This is a genomic window from Spirosoma endbachense, assembly GCF_010233585.1.
In the GTDB taxonomy this organism is placed as follows: Bacteria; Bacteroidota; Bacteroidia; order Cytophagales; family Spirosomataceae; genus Spirosoma; species Spirosoma endbachense.
Genome location: NZ_CP045997.1, coordinates 8,747,076 through 8,766,128 on the forward strand (window position 1 = coordinate 8,747,076; position 19,053 = coordinate 8,766,128).

Consider the following 19,053-nt stretch of genomic DNA (forward strand, 5'->3'; position numbering starts at 1 on the left):
CCTATAAGGTTTTTGAAACCTTATAGGTTTATAGGCACAGGAAGCTTGATAGCTAATATTGTACAATTTTCAGAGAAAATGGTGGAGATTGATGTTCACATAATCTCGTAGGTTTGCCAAATCCTGTTAGTTTCATTTATATCGACTTCCCGAGGGCAACGAGTTTTCGGGAAGTTTTGTAGCCGGAAAGCCCTGAACCTTATATGAATCGATACCCTGGGATCTTTTCCCTCCTATCATTCCTTCTTTTGTTGACCTTTCTACCTTCGAGCGCGCAGCAATCAACAGGGAAAGGGCAGAACCTCACACTGGTTATTCCCGTTTCGGCCCACGCTCGGGTAACATTCGGCGCGCAAAAACTACACCAGGCGCTTACCAAAGCCGGGTATCAGGTACTGATAAAACCGGGCAACCAGGTAACGCAAAGCAATTCACAGCTAATTATCGGCTTATCGTCTGACGATGTGGTTAAACGAACGGCTTCGTTATACAATCTTCCCAGTGTGCCAGGAAAAGAAGGTTTTTCGATTCGAAAAGACCTCCAGAAACCGCTCCTGATCGTTGGAGCCGATCTATCCGGAGTGTTGTATGGCTGTCTGGAACTGGCCGATCAGGTAACGAAAACCCGTAAGCTTCCCGAAACGATCAATCTGACCGATAAACCAGAAATGGTACTTCGCGGTACGTGCATAGGCGTACAGAAGCCTACCTATCTACCCGGCCGCGATGTGTATGAGTACCCGTATACGCCCGAAACATTTCCCTGGTTGTATGACAAAGCGCTCTGGATTCGGTATCTGGATATGATGGTCGAAAACCGGTACAATTCATTGTATTTGTGGAACGGGCATCCGTTTGCCTCGCTGGTTCGGCTGAAAGAGTATCCATACGCTGTGGAAGTTGACGACGCGACGTTTAAAAAGAATGAGGAGATGTTTCGTTTCCTGACCGAAGAAGCCGACAAACGAGGTATCTGGGTCATTCAGATGTTCTACAATATTATCGTCTCCAAACCATTTGCCGAACACCATCATATCAAAACTCAGGACCGTAATCGCCCAATAATACCACTCATTGCCGATTATACCCGGAAATCAATTGCGGCTTTTGTCCAGAAATATCCGAACGTTGGACTGCTCATTGCGCTGGGTGAAGCCATGGAGGGAGTTGGTCAGGATGATGTGGACTGGTTCACAAAAACGATCATTCCGGGTGTTAAAGATGGGTTGAAAGCACTCGGACAAACCACCGAACCACCTCTCGTACTACGGGCTCATGATACGGATGCCCCTCGTGTCATGAAAGCAGCGCTGCCTCTGTATAAAAATCTGTATACGGAAGCCAAGTTCAATGGCGAAGCTTTGACTACCTACACTCCGCGCGGGAAATGGGCCGATTTACACCGTACACTAAGCAACATTGGTACGGTTCAAATTGAAAATGTACACATTCTGGCCAATCTGGAACCGTTCCGCTATGGCTCTGCCGATTTTATCCAGAAATCAGTGCAGGCGATGCATAGCGTGTACGGCGCGAATGGCCTGCATCTGTATCCGCAGGCGTCTTACTGGGACTGGCCCTATACGGCGGATAAAACCTCCCCTCGCCTTCTCCAGCTCGATCGCGACTGGATATGGTACAAAAACTGGGGTCGTTACGCCTGGAACTCGCAACGCAACCGCCCCGACGAAATCAACTATTGGGGAACTCAACTGGCCAATAAATACGGACTATCGACCGACAAAAGCAACGATATACTGGAAGCCTATGAGCAGGCCGGTGAAATTGAACCGAAACTATTACGCCGGTACGGCATTACCGACGGCAACCGCCAGACCCTGACGCTGGGCATGCTGATGACTCAACTTATCAATCCGTTTCGGTATGGCCTGCTCACGCTCCTGTATGAGTCAGAAGCTCCTGAAGGCGAGATGATTATCGACTACGCTGAGAAAGACTGGAATCACGAAAAACACATTGGTGAAACACCCGTTCGGGTTGCCGACGAAGTGATTGAGCACGGTAAAAAAGCAGTACTAGCCATCGAGAAAGCCGCCGGTTCGGTCACGAAAGAAAAGGAAGAATTCACTCGTTTGAAAAATGACGTGTATTGCCAGAACGCTTTGGCAAATTTCTATGCTCAGAAAGCCCGTGCCGCCCTGGCTGTTCTACGCTACAAGTATTCCAGCGACGTTCGGGATCTCGACAAAGCGGTGCCCTTGCTGGAAAGCAGTGTCAAACACTACGCTGACCTGGTGAACCTGACAAAAGATACGTATCTGTATGCCAACAGTATGCAGACGAAACAACGTAAAATTCCCATGAGGGGCGTCGATGGCACCTATATAACCTGGCAGGAAATGTTGCCCGTTTATCAAAAAGAACTGAATCGGTTCAAACACGCTATCGACTCGCTGAAATCGACCAGCAATGCCGTCGCCAAACAGCCCGTTCCACTAAAACCAGCAACGGTCACGATCCAAAGCCCGCAGGTTGATGCCTATTCCCTGGAAAAAGGGCAACTTGTTTTTGCCGACACAACCGCTTCCATTACCGAGCTGGCCCCTGAACTCAAGCAGTTGAAGGGCCTAAAGTTTTCTAAAGCTAAGCAGCAATCCGAACGAACCAGCCTGACCTTTACGGCAACCCAGCCCGTAAAACTTCTGATCGGCTTTTTTAACGAAAAGAATCCGAAATACCTGCCTGCTCCCGAATTGGAAACCGATGCCAGTGCCAACGATTACGGCCAGTCGGAAATCAAAATCTCGAATGCCATTCTGGTTGGAGGATTACCGCCCGTCAACGTACATGCGTATTCGTTCAAGGCTGGGCAACACACGCTCAACTTAGGAAAAGGAGCCTGCCTGCTGCTTGGCTTTATGGATGGCAATCAGGAGATCCCGATTTTCGATGCCGGACTCGCAGGAAACAAGAAAAATATAGACTGGTTGTTTGAGTAACGAGCTCAAACAACCAGGCATCTGCGGTATTTTCAGCCTGGCTTCGTTTCCGGGCAAACGTTTCTTTACCAAACTGATAGATAAATGCCTGACCAGCTTTACGGGTATCCGTTTCGTTGGTATGAAATCTTCGGCCTGTTTCAGACTCGGCGTTCTGTCGAATACTCCCTTTATCCTGAAGTATTTTCTTTTGTAGGCAGCCGCAAACCGATAGCGGTGATTAATTGTGGTTTGTTCGGCCACAGCACACGGTATGCGTTACGTTGCGATAATCAGTTCGATTTCGTTATCGTGAAATACCTGCTTATGCTTCTCTTCAATACCTGCATCGGTGATGATGTAATCGATGAGCGATAAAGCCCCTAAACTGGCAAAGGCGCTTTTGCCAATTTTGGTTGAATCAGCGACCAGATAGGTTGTGTCGGCTGCATCGATCATTGCCTTTTTGACAACTAAGTCACTGATACTCGGGTAGGTAAGGCCAGATTTGAGTGATATGCCAGCGGTCGCCAGAAACAACTTCTGGACATTGATGCCCTTGAAGAAATCGGCCGCTTTCTGGCCGGTCAGCGATAGCGTAGGTGGCTTAAACTCACCGCCCGTCATAATCACTTCGATTCCCGGCTCTGCACCCAGAATCAGCGCAATATTCAGGGCATTGGTAATGACCGTCAGGTTCTTGTAGCCCCGCAGTTTTTTGGCGATTTCGGTTGTTGTCGATCCCGAATCCAGAATAATGCTATCACCACTTTCAATAAATTCCAGGCATTTAGTAGCGATTCGTTCTTTCCTATCGATGTTTTCCTGATTACCCAGTGAAAACGTACGCACCTGATCTTCAACGTTTTTCAGATAAGCTCCGCCATGTTCCTTGGTTACCAATCCGTCCTTTTCCAGCTTCTCCAGATCCTGACGAATCGTAACTTCCGTTACCTTAAAGATTTTGGCCAGATCGATGACCTTAGCGGAGCCATCTTCTTTCAATAATTCGAGTATTTTATCCCGACGTTGATTCGGCAGCATAATTCTGGTTTCGTTTCTAAAGTATCCAAAAGTAAGGAAAAGTTTTTTCCCTTTGCTATACTTCGTAAACACAACTAATCAATAGAAAACGGAAGTCGAACTAGTTTTTGCAGCGACGCACCAACTCCGTGTTTAGTAAGTCATCAAGACCAGATGCCGAGTCAAAGCGATAAGCGATCCTGATGATTCAGTCAATCACCATTTTCATTATTTTTCCCTCTGCGAACGTATATATATGCCTTACCTGATCATCTGCCACCGCCTGGCCATCTAAATCGCGGACAACCTGATGAACTTCCACCTCGATTTCGCCACCTGGCTTGAGCTGAAATGCAGTGGGCGTTACTTTGGGATTAAGCTGCTGCCATTGCCGTACCCAATACGCTCGTACCTCGTCGTGCCCATGAACATACCCTCCCTCCCAGCCATTTGGCCAATCAACAGTTGGGTGCATTAAGGCTAACACAGCGTCGATATCCCGGGCATTGAAAGCCTCATAGGCTTGGTTGAGCAGATTCTGATAGTCGTCCATCTGTAAAGCAGGGATTATAGTTTCGCACCGGATTCTGGTATCAAAAGTAATCCAGCCTTATCATTGGTAAGAGTCGGCGATAGTTGAGATTATGTGGGATTTTCTTAACAGGACAGCGGCTATTTCAGCCAGCAATATTCCAGTAATAATAACCTGGGGCTACTCACAACGATTAGAGTATCTGGGCGACAAATGAGCTTCGTCGGGCTAAACGACTACATAACCAACTCAGAATCAAGGCTCCTGAAAAGACAATAAGGAATTTTACGACTACGGGCAAGTCAATGTTTAACAAAGCAAACTGTAGCCAGGTAACAAATCCATAATGCACAACATAGATGCCGTATGCATTCGCGGATAAACTGGACCAGCCTTTAATTGGCCGGGTAATCGTTTGTTTGAAGTAGCTCAAACAGGCACTCATACTGGTCAGACAACTGGCAACAAAGAAAAGGTCATACATAAAATAGCCTTCCGTAGCGGATAACTTTCCCTGTCGAACCCAAACCTCTCCCAGCCGCGAGATCATGACAAATAGTACATAACAGACCAGGCTCAGCCCAAACCAAAACGGCCAGCCCTTACCGAAGAGCTTATTTTGTTTAAAAAGATAGTTCTGCCAATCTGTAGCCCCTAAACAACTGCCCGCCAGAAAGAACAACCAATAAAAAAAAAGCCGGTTAAGCTGAAAATCAAACGGCCCCCAGTGCCCCACCCACGTATATTGACCTACCCACAGGCTCAAGGGAATCAGGCTAAGGGCAACCAGGGCATAAATTACCGCGAACAGGCGAACTGGGCGTTTGCTCAGGTCGGCGAACCCGTTGCCAACGGTCAGAAAAAAAGAGGGCAAGTATTTAAAAATAAGCCCTCCGATCCCATCAAACGCTAACAATAACCAGATAAACCAGGGTGGTCCCACTGGCCATTGCTGGGTCATAATGTAATCACGTACAAACGTTGCAACATCAGTGGAATGCGTCGCTTCATAGAAAGAAGGGACATAGGCCAATGGAATTAGCAACACTTCGGCAATTAGAAAGGGAACACCCAACCGGATGAATCGATCCCTTAAATACGCTTTTACTCCTTTTTTGGCAAGACCCCGGTAGACGAATAAACCGCTAATCAGGAACATCAACGGCATGAAAAACAGGTCATTAAAGCCAATGAAATAATCCATGCCTTTCCACCGATTATCATCCACAATCGGCGCGGTCGAGTAGATATAATGAGCAGGGTCAAAATGGGCGAACGTTGGATAAGCCAGAGCCGCATGATGAGCGACGACTAACAGAGTAACAAACGAACGTAAATAGTCCAGCCAAATCGCTCGCGCGTTACCATTGTTCATAGATCCTTTCGGGAAGAGGTGTTGATCGCATGAATGACAATCAAAAATTAGAAAAGATGCATCCCGCTATCTATTCTCTATACGTTTTGTTTTTTCTCGGGTGTTGTCTTTACCTGATACAATGGGTCGTGGTGCTATTGAATAACAAAGCGCTCCCAGGCAGATCCCCAATCAGTGTATTCAGTATATAATATGGGACTTTATGACAAAATCACTTTAAACAGCTAAAAACAAAAGTAAAGGAAACAAAAGGAAATAAACCCCATTGGCTGCTACAAACAATTACTAACTGATTCGAATGGGCTATTTGCGTTTCGGTTACGACTTTTCAGCGGCACGTTGGCTATTATTTAAGTTAAATTACTTAATAATTTATAATTTTTCTTCGTACGACATTAATCTCAAAGCTTTCGATTATAGTTTAACAAGGCCCTATTTACCGATAAAAAGAGGAAAAATAGACTTTCGTTTTCTTTCGAATTAGGTAATAGAACAGGACAGTACAGGAGAGTGACGTACCGGCATCAGCTTAACTTCACACATTATTTTTAGTAGTTTTTCATGATTTGATTAGCTAATTTACCGATAACGCTATTGAAATGAACCCTACCCTATCGCTGCCGCGGTCGCTATTGGCCAGCCTCTTATTTACTTTACTTTGTTTTATTTTCCTTCCAGCTATTGGACAGGTAAAGCCGGTTACTGTAACAGGTAAAATTACGGATGAGAGTGGAAAACCATTACCCGGCGTTTCAGTACTGGTAAAATCGGCCAAGACCGGAACGATCTCCAACCAGGATGGTCTTTACTCGATTGCTACCGATGCGGATGCCATTCTGGTGTTTAGCTCTATTAGTTTCGATTCCCAGGAAATCGCTGTCAGCAATCGTTCGGTCATCGATGTGAGCATGCTACCATCGAATAAAACGCTCAATGAGGTTGTTGTAGTCGGTTACGGAACCCAGAGCAAACGGGCTATAACCGGAGCTGTTGCATCGGTTGGCTTCAACGAACTGAAAGACCGTTCGTTCAGCAACGTCACCCAGTCTCTGGCGGGTAAAATTGCGGGTGTAAACATCACCCAGTCGCAGGGGGCGCCGGGTGTTTCTCCGATTATCCGCATACGGGGCGTTAGTTCCATTACGGCGGGTACGAACCCCTTATTCGTGGTAGACGGCGTTCCACTCGAAAACTTTAACCTTAACCTGATTAACCCGCAGGATATCGAATCGGTCGATGTATTGAAAGATGCGTCGTCGGCTGCTATTTATGGATCTAGAGGAGCCAGCGGTGTTATACTTATCACCACTAAATTAGGGAAGCCAGGCAAAACAACCATTAGTGCGGGTTATGAATATGGCACTCAAACCGTAGCGCGGAAGGTTCCGCTGATGAATGCTCAACAGTGGATTGGTTATTACATCGACGCGCACAATAATGCGTGGGTCGATTTGAATCCGGGCGTCAATAAAGCGACCGACCCCAATAGCGCTCGCCCATCAACGTATCGTATCCCCGACGATTTTATCACCAATCCCCAGCAGTTTGGTAACGGCACCGACTGGCAGGATGTCATGTTTCGGGTGGCTCCGTCGCACAACGCACAGTTGTCGGTTTCGGGCGGTACCGAAAAAACGCAATTTTTATTCTCGGGGGCTTATCTCGATCAGCAGGCGGTTCTGGATCAGAACTATTACAAACGTCTGGCCATTCGCACCAACATCAAACACAAGGTTTCCGACAAGTTTTCGCTTGGTTTGAATCTGGGAGCTACCACTATTTTTGACCGTACGGAGGGCACACAAGGCAAAAGTGATGTGATCAGTTTGGCTCAGCAAAGTGACCCGATTTTTCCGATTTATAATGAAAACGGAAATCTGGGTTATCGCGACCCAAACTCGGTCTGGAATAAATATGTCGCTTATAACGACCTGAATCTGTGGCATCCGTATTCGCTGACTCGGTTTTATCACAAGCAGAACAAATCGTTTAACACCCTCGGAACGGCATTTGCCGATTATTACATTACCGACGACCTTAAGTTTCGGACGAGCATCAGCGGGAACCTGTTCAATACCCGGTTGAATTCATATCGCATTAAAAATCAGGGCTATGGCTATTCGGGCCTGCTCCCGGCTGAAGGGAACACCCAGAGCACATACTCGCTGAACTGGCTGTCGGAAAACACCCTGACGTATGACAAGTTGTTTGGCGATCATAGCCTGAATCTGCTGGCCGGTTATTCGGTCCAGAAACAGCGGGATGAGTTTGCAACGGTTACCTCGGGTAGCTTTCCCAACGATCTGGTCGAAACGCTGAATGCCGGGGTCGTAACCAGCGGCTCCAGTACCGCGACCGAATGGTCGATGATTTCGTATCTGGCGCGGGCTCAATACAACTACCAAAACAAATATTTCTTTACGGCAGCCATTCGGCGGGATGGTAGCTCTAGATTTGGGGCCGACACGCGCTGGGGTTACTTCCCATCCGTATCGGCGGGCTGGCTGATTTCGGATGAGACGTTTATGAAAAATATCAAATTCGTTTCCAGCCTGAAACTACGCGCCAGCTATGGTGTAGCGGGTAACAACCAGATTCCCAACTACGGCGCTATCAGCCTGCTCGGTTCGTCCAATTACGTTTCCGGCTCAGCGTTAGCCTCGGGCCTTACCATTGGCAACATCGCCAATACGAACCTGAAATGGGAACGGACCAACCAGTTGAACATTGGTATCGATCTGCGAATGCTGAACGATCGCATTGGGGTTTCGGCCGAGTTTTACAATTCGGTTACCCGCGACATGCTGCTGAACGTACCGATACCCGACATTTCGGGCTTTTCGACGCAGCTGACCAACATTGGCCGGATGCAGAACCGGGGGATTGAACTCAATCTGAATACCAAAAATACAACCGGCAAATTACTCTGGACGACTGATTTCAATTTCAGCATTAACCGCAACAAGGTGTTACAGCTGGGGCCAGGAAACGCACCGATCATCTACACCGATTTTGTTGTAGCGGTTAAAACCGAAGTAGGCCAGCCAATCTCGAATTTCTACGGCTATGTTGTCGATGGTGTCTTTAAAAACCAGGCGGCTGTCGATGCGGCTCCGCACTACAGCTCCACGAAACCAGGCGATCCGATTATTCGGGATGTGAACGGTGACGGAAAAATTACCCCGGACGACCGCACGACCTTAGGGAACTACCAGCCCGACTTCATTGCCGGTCTTACTAACACGTTCTCTTACAAAGGCTTCGATTTTTCGTTCATGCTCCAGGGTTCGTATGGGGGTGAAATTGTGAATCAGAACTTCCGCTATTTAGGGTTCTGGAACAATGGTCGCAACATGTTCGCCAATGTCGACAACCGCTGGCGGTCAGAATCCGATCCAGGCGATGGCAAGCACTTCCGGGCAACGCTCGGCCTGACGGGTTTGCAGGATCAGTTCCATAGCCTTTGGGTTGAAGATGCGTCGTTCACACGCCTGAAAAATATCCGCATATCCTACACCTTGCCCGCGTCGCTTACCAGCAAAACGCCGTTCAAGGTCACCCGGTTGTACGTGAATGCGGAAAACGTTTACCTGTGGAGTAAATACACCAATTACGACCCCGAAAACACGACCTACGGAGCCAGCAACTACGCCAGTGGCGGCAATGGGCTGAATGCCTCAGGAAACGCGCCAAATGGTGCTTTTATCGGGGTCGATTACGGATCGTATCCATTACCACGCGTTGTTACAGTCGGGCTTAAGGTTGATTTTTAGTTAGTTAAAAGCGAACTCATGAAAGCTATAAAACATACTCTAACCCTCTTCTGCATCTGGCTGCTGGCATCAGGCTGCAAAGAATCGTTTCTGAATTTAACGCCGATCTCCAACCCTACGGCCGATAATTTCAAAACCCAGGATGATTTCGAACTGGCCGTCAATGCGGCTTATGCCTCGCTCTACACGGTTTACCATCCTGAAGGATCGGTCTCGTATGCGAACGAGCAAATGAGCGATAATGCCATCGTGTTTAATATCTCGGGCATTCAGGCCGATAAGTGGCAGTTTAAAGATTACAGCCTGGCCACCTCTAACACCATGGTTTATCAGTTTTGGCAGGAATATTACAAAGCCATTTTTAACGCCAACATTGTTCTGGACAAAATTGAAGCGGCTAATCTAGGCACGCCCTACAAAGAAGGTGTCAAAGCCCAGATGATGTTCTTACGGGGATTGTACTATTTTAACATGGTCCAGCTTTGGGGCGATGTGCCCATCGTGACGACACCCCTCACCGGCGAAGACAGTTATAAAGTGCTGCGTTCTCCGCAAGCTGCCGTTTATGATCAGATTAAAAAAGACCTCATTTATGCGGCCGATAAACTGCCATTAGCTTCAGCCATCACCATTCCTGGCCGGGTTTCAAAAGGAACTGCGCAGACCTTGCTTGGAAAAGTGTATTTGACACTAGGCGATAAAGCCTCAGCCGCAACCGTACTGAAAGAAGTTTATAACAGTAATCAGTATTCGTTGCTGCCCAATTATGTCGATTTGTGGGGTCCGAACGTAAAAAACACGAAAGAATCTATTTTCGAGATTCAGTTTCTGGGCGGCAATGCCTCTGCACCCTTTAGCCGGTATTACCAGACGTTTTACCCAAACAACAATTTTCTGGGCTTTTACGGAGGAGGTATGAACCAGGTTACGGACGATTTGTACAATGAATACGAAACGGGCGATACCCGCCGGGACGTTTCAATTGCGCTTGGCTACAACAACTCCGGGACGTTCATCAATCAGAAATACCCGATCAAATGGACCGACACGAAAGCAACTCAGGTTGGCGGCAACCCACTGGCTAACAACAACTTTATGGTTTTACGTTATGCTGATGTGCTGCTGCTGTTGACCGAAGCAACCGGCGATGCAACCTACCTCAATCTGGTACGGACACGGGCCAAGCTGCCCAAGTATGGCGATGCAACGTATCCATCGGCAAAATACGCGTCGCTTGATTTAGCCCTCGAACACGAACGTCGTACAGAATTAGCCATTGAATTCAACCGCTGGTTCGATCTGAAGCGAACAAACCGGGCGATTCCGGTACTAACGGCCAAAGGGAAAGCCATCAATCAGAACAAACTGCTGTGGCCTATCCCGCAGATTGTTCGCTCACAAAATGACGCCATTACCCAGAATGCAGGGTATTGACAGGACGCAACTGGAATTTTTGTTTACGGTAGAGAACTGGCGTTAGCTCCCGTTAATCACCTGTTTATCCCTTCACCTTCCCGAAAGCTTTAGTGCTTTCGGGAAGGTCTTTTTTTTGGCCATACAGGGTTGATAAAATCATACAAACCGCCGAAAAAATCATACACATTACCGCCCTCAAAAAGTCCATTCTTTGTAAATGCTAAATTTAATAATCAAACGAACCATCTTTTTTATTCTCGTAGCAGCCACACTGGTTGCCTGTAGCCCAACCGAAAAAGAGTTGGAAGCAAGTCGGCTTCTTGTTACATCGAACGGCCGATTCCTATCCACCGGTGACAACAAACCCTTCTTCTGGCTGGGCGATACAGGCTGGTTATTGTTCAGCCGGTTAAAGCGTGAAGAAGTCGAGACGTATCTGGAAAACAGAAAACAAAAGGGCTTTAATGTCATTCAGGTGATGGTATTGCATACCCTTGCGGCCACCAATGCCTATGGTGACTCGGCATTGATCGATCGGAATGTTGCCTCGCCATTGGTTACTGAAGGTGGTTCGTTCAGCGACAGCCTCGCCTATGACTACTGGGACCATGTCGATTTTGTTATTGATAAAGCAGCCGAAAAAGGCATCTACATGGCGCTTGTTCCCGTTTGGGGTAACAATGTAAAAAAAGGCGGGGTGAGTCAGCAGCAGGCCCAAACGTATGCTGAATTTTTAGCCAATCGCTACAAAAACCGGCCAAATATCATCTGGCTGAATGGCGGTGATATTAAAGGAAGCGATTCACTGGATGTCTGGAAAACCATCGGCCGAGCCATCAATCAAACCGATTCAACGCATCTCATCACGTTTCATCCACGGGGTCGGTCGTCCTCGTCGGAGTGGTTTCACAACGAAGACTGGCTGGATTTCAACATGATCCAGTCCGGCCATAAGACGTATGCTCAGGATACGGCAGCAAACGAAACACTGCATTACGGCGAAGACAACTGGCGATACATTCAGACTGATTTAGCGTTAAAACCGCTCAAACCGACTATCGATGGTGAACCCTCGTACGAAGGTATTCCGCACGGACTGCACGATGTTAACCTGCCCCGCTGGACGGCCGATGAGGTGCGCCGATATGGCTACTGGTCTGTGCTGGCCGGGGCATTCGGGTACACTTATGGGCATAATTCGGTGATGCAGATGTATAAGTTGGGCGATCAGGACACCTCGTTTGGTCCCCTCGAAACCTGGGACAAAGCCCTTGACGCACCCGGAGCCGGACAGATGATTTACCTGAAAAATCTGCTGCTCGCGTACTCTTTTTTCGACCGTGTGCCCGACCAGTCACTGATCGCCAACCAGGGGAATCGATATGACTATCTGGTTGCCAGTCGGGGTCCGGATTACGCATTAGTCTATACCTACACGGGTCGAAACATCAGGCTAAACATGGGTAAACTTCCGGGCAATACCGTAGTTGCCTCGTGGTTCAATCCACGCGATGGAAAAACAGCCCCAATCGGCGATAGACCGAACAAAGGTGTTCAGGAATTTAACCCACCCGCCGAACCCAAAGCAGGCAATGATTGGGTCTTAATCATTCAGAAAAAATGAACCGGATCATCTGTTTACTCTTCATTACCCTGTTCTTCTGCTCCTGCTCAAAGAGCGTCTATCTGTTTAGCTCTTTTCATGAGCCAGCGAATGAAGGACTTCGATTGCTCTACAGCCATGATGGTTATAAATGGACAGACCTGAATCACACGTATCTGAAGCCCGAAATTGGCAATCAGAAAGTCATGCGCGACCCGTCGATTGCCCAAGGGAAAGACGGGACATTTCATCTGGTCTGGACGAGCAGCTGGAAGGACGACAAAGGGTTCGGTTATGCCAGTTCAAAAGATCTGATTCACTGGTCGGCAGAGCAGTTCATCCCGGTTATGGACCATGAGCCGACAACGGTAAATGTGTGGGCGCCCGAACTGCTCTATGATGATGAAACCGACCAGTTTGTTATCATCTGGGCGTCAACGATTCCAGATCGGTTTGAGCGGGGTATTGAGGAGGAGAAGAACAACCATCGTATGTATTACACGACCACGAAAGACTTCAAAACTTTCGCTCCGACAAAGCTCTTTCTCGACCCTAAGTTCAGTGTGATCGATGCGGTAATTGTAAAACGTAAAGCGGCTGATTATGTATTGGTTCTGAAAGACAATACCCGTCCGGAGCGGAACCTGAAAGTAGCCTTTGGCAACAGCGCAACCGGGCCCTTTACCAATGTATCGGAACCCTTCACGAAGAAATTTACTGAAGGCCCATCCGTGGCTAAAGTCGGCGACAACTGGCTAATTTATTTTGACTCGTATCAGGACAAAAAGTATGGTGCGGTAAAAACCGCTGATTTCAAAACCTTCACGGATGTGTCCGCCCAAACGTCAATTCCGGAGGGTCATAAACACGGCACCATTTTCAAGGTAAAAAAGCGTGTTTTGAAGGCATTGTTGAAATAAAATCGATGGGTTGTCATGTCTACTGAATGACAACCCATCGACTCAGGCGACCAAAACCCGTCCTTTATTCAAATATTTACGCTTGTATTCCAGCGGAGTCAGTCCTGTCACTTTTTTGAAGTGGCGGTAAAAATTCGACACGTTATTGAAGCCGCAATCGAAGCAGATCACCTCGGTTGGCGTTTTATCCTCGATTAATGCCCGGCAGGCATGACTAATTCGTATTTCAATCAAAAAGTCGTAATACGTCTTATTGGTCATCAATTTAAAATAGCGGCAAAATGACGTAACACTTAAATTGCTGATTGCCGAGATTTCTTCCAGGGTGATATCTTTTTTATAATTTGTTAGCGTATAGTTACAAACCTTATTCAACCGGAGTGTATCGGTTTCATTGGACTGATAAAATTCGGCCCGGCCGCTAACAATCATCTCGTATTCATCGGTTTCAGCCAGCGTCTTAAGAATAGAGAGCAGAATAATAATTTTATCAAGATTAGTGGCATGCACGGCCTGGCGCATTAGCTCAACAAGTTTTTGATTTGTTTTGCCGGTAATAACCATGCCACTCTTGGCTTTTTCGTAGAGCTTTGGAATTAAATAAGCCTCCGGTAATTTCAGCAAATGTTCGCCTAAACAATCCGGCAAAAACTGAATAACAATAACCTCAATAGCTAAGTCCGGATCGTTGTGAAAATATTGTTCATTACTGCGCCAGGTATGCGGCAAATTTTCACCGACCAATACAACTTCACCGTGCGAGAAATTGCTGATTTTATCGCCAATAAATCGGACGCCTTCCCCCTTGACAATGTAATGCAGTTCAAGCTCAGGATGGTAATGCCATATATTCTTAAAATGCGGTAAGGTATCATGTCGAACCGTAAACGAGCTCTCCAGTTTTACGGTCACTTTGCGAAATAATGGCTTCATACTATTAACAAATAAGATTCAGTGCAGTTGACAGCTATTCCTGTCGATTCTCCACTGATAAGTCATTCAAAATAAACGCTAAAAACGGTTCAAAGCTACAACTGACTCTCCTTCGGGACAAGCTACTTATGGTTATAGAAGCAGTTCGTCCGGCTTGTCTACTGAACAGCTATTGATCAGAAATGAGTAAATATCACCACCGGCAAAGTCGCTCACTATCTATCTGGTTTCAACCTTCTATCCTCATCAGAGCGAGTCTGAACCGAAAGTTACCCTTCTATTAGTATATAAACGAAAGAACCTGAATTATTCATATTTGTTCTATGATAATTTCCTACAATAAATTGACAAAAAAATGCAGTTGTAGCCCTGTAATGTACCATATTTTTGTACTGTATTATAGAAAAGTATAGTTTAATATAGGTTTTTTCTGCTTTTAAGGGGCATTTAATAAGGCACTCCTGATCGATTAATAGCAGATCTTATGCCCGGCAAGGCAAATAAACTGACACGGTTTCTGACTCTAAATTTGCACAAATGGCTATCACGTTGAAACGCTTCCTGACTGTGGTTATTACCTGTATCGTTGCCATAGGTTCAGCATTGGGGCAGGAACAGACCCCCGAAAGTAAAGAAGCAGCCTACACGCGGGTGATCAACGAACGGGCCGCCAAGATTGTAGCCGTTCTTGGTATCATCGACGAACGGGCTTCGGCGCATGTTCAACAAACAATTACTCAGCAGTATCGAAGCCTCAACGCTATTCACGAAAGCCGGAAAGAGGCACTCAATGCCCTCAAAAGTATAACGGAGAAAGAAACCGCAGAGGCTGAAAAAAATAAAATTGAAGCGGAGTCAACAGATAAGCTAAAAAAATTACATGAAGCGTACTTAGCAAATCTGGCAACCGATTTAAATTCGACACAGGTCGAGAAAGTAAAAGATGGAATGACCTACGGTGTTTTGCCGCTTACGTATAAAGGATATCAGTCGATGTTACCGGATTTAACCGATCCGCAAAAAACACAAATACTTGCTTATTTAACCGAAGCGCGTGAACTAGCAATGGATGCCGAATCATCTGAGAAAAAACACGCCGTTTTCGGAAAATATAAAGGCCGGATCAATAACTTTTTATCAGCGGCAGGAATAGACATGAAAAAAGCAAGTAAAGAGTGGGAAGAACGCATTGCAAAGGAGGCTGAAAAGCCGAAAAAAGAAGGGTAGTTTTTACTATATTTTTCGGGTATTTTTTAATGTATTCCTACTCAACTATCCTGCTTTTCCCTAAACTTTTTAATTAAACCAATCACCATGACATTGGCTTTACGAACTCAAAAACTCTTCAGCAGCACCATAAAACTGGCTTGTGCGCTAATGCTGGGACTGGTTACGGAAGAGATCTGTTACGCAGAAAAAGGCCGGGCGAGTCTATTTATGGGTTCGCCTGAATGGATAGCACCCCTGGAAAATGTTACCGGTACCGTTAAAGATGCGAAAGGTGATCCGTTACCTGGCGTTAACGTCTTGATCAAAGGCACCAAAACCGGTACCGTTACCGACATAAAAGGTACGTTCAGGCTGAACCTGCCCAAAGGAAATGAAACCTTAATTTTCAGCTATATTGGTTTCAAAACGCAGGAAGTTCCGGTAAGTGGGCAGACTACGTTTACCGTTCAATTAGAGGAAGATGCGGCTGCCCTGGGTGAAGTCGTTGTTGTCGGCTATGGCGTACAGAAAAAAGTAAGCTTAACGGGAGCCGTTGCATCGGTCGACATGAAAGCGGTGCAGGATCTGCCAGTCAACAACCTCTCAGCCGTGCTGGCAGGTCAGTTGCCCGGCGTTGGTGTTTCGGGGGGTACGAGTCGCCCCGGCGATAATGCCCAGATCACGGTTCGTAACCCAATTATCCTCTCCAAAGATGGCGGAACGCTTCAACCACTCTACGTCATCGATAACGTAGTCAGGTCGTCTGATGATTTCAATGCACTCGATGTATCGGAAGTGGATGCGATTTCAGTGCTGAAAGATGCCGCTGCCGCTATTTACGGAGCCCGTTCTAACCAGGGTGTTGTTGTCGTTACAACCAAACGCGGGAAAGCCGGAACCCCTAAATTCAGTTATAGCGGCTCAACGGGTATTTCCAATGCAACGCTGCCTAAAATGATGAATGGCGTTCAGCAGGCGACCTACCTGAATGATCTGAACTACGCAGCCGGAAAACCAGCGACCGATCCGCTCATCTACACACCCGACGAACTAGCTTATTTCAAGGACAACAATACAGATTGGTTACGTAAGGCCTGGCAGCAGTCGACCGTTGTGCGTCATGCCCTCAACGTGAGTGGGGGTAACGATAAAGCGACCTATTTTGCCGGGGCCAGCTACAACGCTCAGAACGCTAACTTCGACAACATCAATACCAACAAGTGGACATTCCGGGCAAGTGCTGATATGCAGGTCACGAAAGGCCTCAAAGCGGCTCTTTCGTTGAGCAGCTACATTGGCAACAAACGCATGTACTATCTGAAGCAGGGGGGCGAAAACGCGGAGAACGACATGAAGGGCCTTCTCTACACTCCTCAGTTTGCACCACCTTATGTGAATGGCTTACCGGTACTGCTGTCTAATTCCGGCAACACGAATACCATTGATGCCTTTAATTTCTTCGAGGTTCAGAATTCAAACAACTACACCCAGACCAAAAGCACGGGACTGAACGTAACGGCTAATCTGGACTACGAAATTCCATTCGTAAAAGGCCTGAAAGCCCGCGTGCTCTACAGCCGCACATTCGACAATAGCTTTGGGAAGCAGTATGGCACTAAATACAACGTGTATAGTTTCTCGATGCTGGGCGACCATAAGCACATTTACGGGGGAGATGTCATCAAAACAACTTCGCTCAACAATGGCGACCGCGTCCGACTCAATCCGGGCTATATTGATACATACCAATTTAACGGCTACCTGAACTATGATCGTCAGTTCGGCAAACATCAGGTAACGGCTATCGCTTTCTTCGAGCAGGCCGAAACCCACGCCGACAATGTACAGGCTATGGCTGAGGGCGTCATCATCGGCGGCCTCGACAACATGCGCTACGCAACCGGTACCCAGACAACTTCAGAAACCGAGTCGGAAACAGGATTCCTGTCTTACGCCGGTCGGGTCAATTACAACTACGCCAACAAATACCTGTTCGAAACGGCCATTCGGTATGACGCTTCGACCAACTTTGCCCCTGAATATCGCTGGGGATTGTTTCCATCCTTCTCGCTTGGATGGGTTATATCGGAGGAACGGTTCTTTCGGGATAATGTCCGCTGGATTGACTTCCTGAAACTGCGTGGATCGCTGGGCTTTCTGGGCGGTGATGCGACAAGAGCCTATAACTGGCTGACCAGCTACTCGATTCAGCAGGGAAAAGGGGCCGTATTTGGTGGCAATGCAGACCGGCCGCTAGTCGTGACACCCAACAACGCGATGGCTAACCGTCAGGCTCGCTGGGACGACAATACGAAATACAACGTCGGTATCGACGCTCAATTCCTGAAAAATCGGCTGTCGGTTACGCTTGATGCCTTCTACGACCACCGCTACAACATGTTGACCACGTTAAGCTCGTCGGTGCCTTTACTGGTTGGCGCTACCCTACCCTCCGAAAACTACGCGACCGTCAATGGATTCGGGACGGAGATTTCGTTGGGCTGGAATGATAAAATCGGGAGCGACTGGTCCTATAAAGTCAATACCTTCTTTACCTGGAATGACAACAAGCAGGTGCTGGTCGATGTCGATCGGGGCAAAATTGGTACGTATTTAGATCCAACCGGAAAATCGAATGATATGGGTTTATTGGGCTACCATTACCTGGGTATGTTCAGAACGCAACAGGATGTTGACCAATATCTGGAAAAGAATCCGGGCTATACACTCTTCGGTGCTGTGCCCAAACCAGGAATGCTTTATTATCAGGATGTCAGAGGGCCGAAAGATGCCTCGGGGCAGTTCACCGCACCGGATGGAAAAATTACCGATGCCGATTTAGACTACCTGACCAAAAAAGCCAACAATCACTACGGCATTGGGTTTAATTTCTCGGCTTCGTATAAAAATTTCTCGCTGGCAGCCGTGATCGGCGGTTCGTTTGGTGGCCAGTCAATGGTAGAAGGAACCGCTCGGGCACAAGGAACACTAACGTCGAATCGTCCGGTATTCTGGGCCGATCACTGGACACCCGAGAATCCGAATGCGGCCTACCCGAGCCCGTATTATAAAGACACCTACACAGTCGATTCGCAATTCTGGTACGTCAGCTCTACCCAACTGTCGGTTCGAAATCTGAACCTTTCCTACGGGCTGCCTGCTGCTCTGGCCAGCAAACTAAAGCTTAGCAGTGTGCGTGCTTATCTGGTAGCGACGAACCCGCTTAATCTATACAATCCATACAGCTGGAAATCCTACTCGGGCAATTTCGATTCCTATCCCATGCTGCGGTCGTTTTCACTGGGACTGAATCTTGGTTTGTAAACCCCA

The 19,053-nt window shown here is 47.3% G+C and carries 11 protein-coding genes; 7 read left to right on the forward strand and 4 right to left on the reverse strand.

Annotated features, from left to right (window positions below):
• The first annotated feature begins 248 nt into the window (after window positions 1–248).
• Entirely contained in the window at window positions 249–2,960 is a 2,712-nt protein-coding gene (locus GJR95_RS35390) for an alpha-d-galacturonidase (protein WP_198424770.1), read from the forward strand.
• A 258-nt stretch (window positions 2,961–3,218) separates the two neighbouring features.
• On the opposite strand, the gene GJR95_RS35395 is transcribed toward GJR95_RS35390, so the two are convergent.
• The 3 genes from GJR95_RS35395 to GJR95_RS35405 form a co-directional block, all read right to left on the reverse strand.
• On the reverse strand, window positions 3,219–3,983 hold the full coding sequence (locus tag GJR95_RS35395) for a DeoR/GlpR family DNA-binding transcription regulator (RefSeq protein WP_162390346.1): 765 nt from the start codon (window positions 3,981–3,983) through the stop codon (window positions 3,219–3,221).
• A 187-nt stretch (window positions 3,984–4,170) separates the two neighbouring features.
• Window positions 4,171–4,515, reverse strand: a complete 345-nt coding sequence (locus GJR95_RS35400) for a nuclear transport factor 2 family protein (protein WP_162390347.1) — start codon at window positions 4,513–4,515, stop codon at window positions 4,171–4,173.
• Window positions 4,516–4,687: 172 nt separating this feature from the next.
• Entirely contained in the window at window positions 4,688–5,869 is a 1,182-nt protein-coding gene (locus GJR95_RS35405) for an acyltransferase family protein (protein WP_162390348.1), read from the reverse strand.
• A gap of 599 nt (window positions 5,870–6,468) precedes the next feature.
• Here GJR95_RS35405 and GJR95_RS35410 point away from each other — a divergent pair.
• The 4 genes from GJR95_RS35410 (at window position 6,469) to GJR95_RS35425 (ending at window position 13,581) form a co-directional block, all read left to right on the forward strand.
• Window positions 6,469–9,642: a SusC/RagA family TonB-linked outer membrane protein gene (locus tag GJR95_RS35410; RefSeq protein WP_162390349.1), complete on the forward strand. Its 3,174-nt coding sequence runs from the start codon at window positions 6,469–6,471 to the stop codon at window positions 9,640–9,642.
• 18 nt (window positions 9,643–9,660) lie between these two features.
• Window positions 9,661–11,076, forward strand: coding sequence for a RagB/SusD family nutrient uptake outer membrane protein (locus GJR95_RS35415; protein WP_162390350.1), 1,416 nt, complete (start codon window positions 9,661–9,663; stop codon window positions 11,074–11,076).
• A 199-nt stretch (window positions 11,077–11,275) separates the two neighbouring features.
• Complete coding sequence (locus GJR95_RS35420; protein WP_162390351.1) at window positions 11,276–12,682, forward strand: glycoside hydrolase family 140 protein; 1,407 nt, start codon at window positions 11,276–11,278, stop codon at window positions 12,680–12,682.
• Window positions 12,679–13,581: a glycoside hydrolase family 43 protein gene (locus GJR95_RS35425; RefSeq protein ID WP_162390352.1), complete on the forward strand. Its 903-nt coding sequence runs from the start codon at window positions 12,679–12,681 to the stop codon at window positions 13,579–13,581. Before GJR95_RS35420 ends, GJR95_RS35425 begins: the two co-directional genes overlap by 4 nt.
• A 42-nt stretch (window positions 13,582–13,623) precedes the next feature.
• Here the strand turns inward: GJR95_RS35425 and GJR95_RS35430 are convergent, their stop codons facing one another.
• On the reverse strand, window positions 13,624–14,514 hold the full coding sequence (locus GJR95_RS35430) for an AraC family transcriptional regulator (RefSeq protein WP_162390353.1): 891 nt from the start codon (window positions 14,512–14,514) through the stop codon (window positions 13,624–13,626).
• A gap of 537 nt (window positions 14,515–15,051) precedes the next feature.
• On the opposite strand from GJR95_RS35430, the gene GJR95_RS35435 reads away from it, so the two are divergent.
• Both GJR95_RS35435 and GJR95_RS35440 read left to right on the forward strand, forming a co-directional pair.
• Window positions 15,052–15,741, forward strand: coding sequence for a DUF3826 domain-containing protein (locus GJR95_RS35435; RefSeq protein WP_162390354.1), 690 nt, complete (start codon window positions 15,052–15,054; stop codon window positions 15,739–15,741).
• Window positions 15,742–15,828: 87 nt separating this feature from the next.
• The gene (locus GJR95_RS35440) at window positions 15,829–19,047 is read left to right on the forward strand and encodes a SusC/RagA family TonB-linked outer membrane protein (protein WP_162390355.1); all 3,219 of its coding nucleotides are present in this window, start codon (window positions 15,829–15,831) and stop codon (window positions 19,045–19,047) included.
• Window positions 19,048–19,053: the final 6 nt, after the last annotated feature.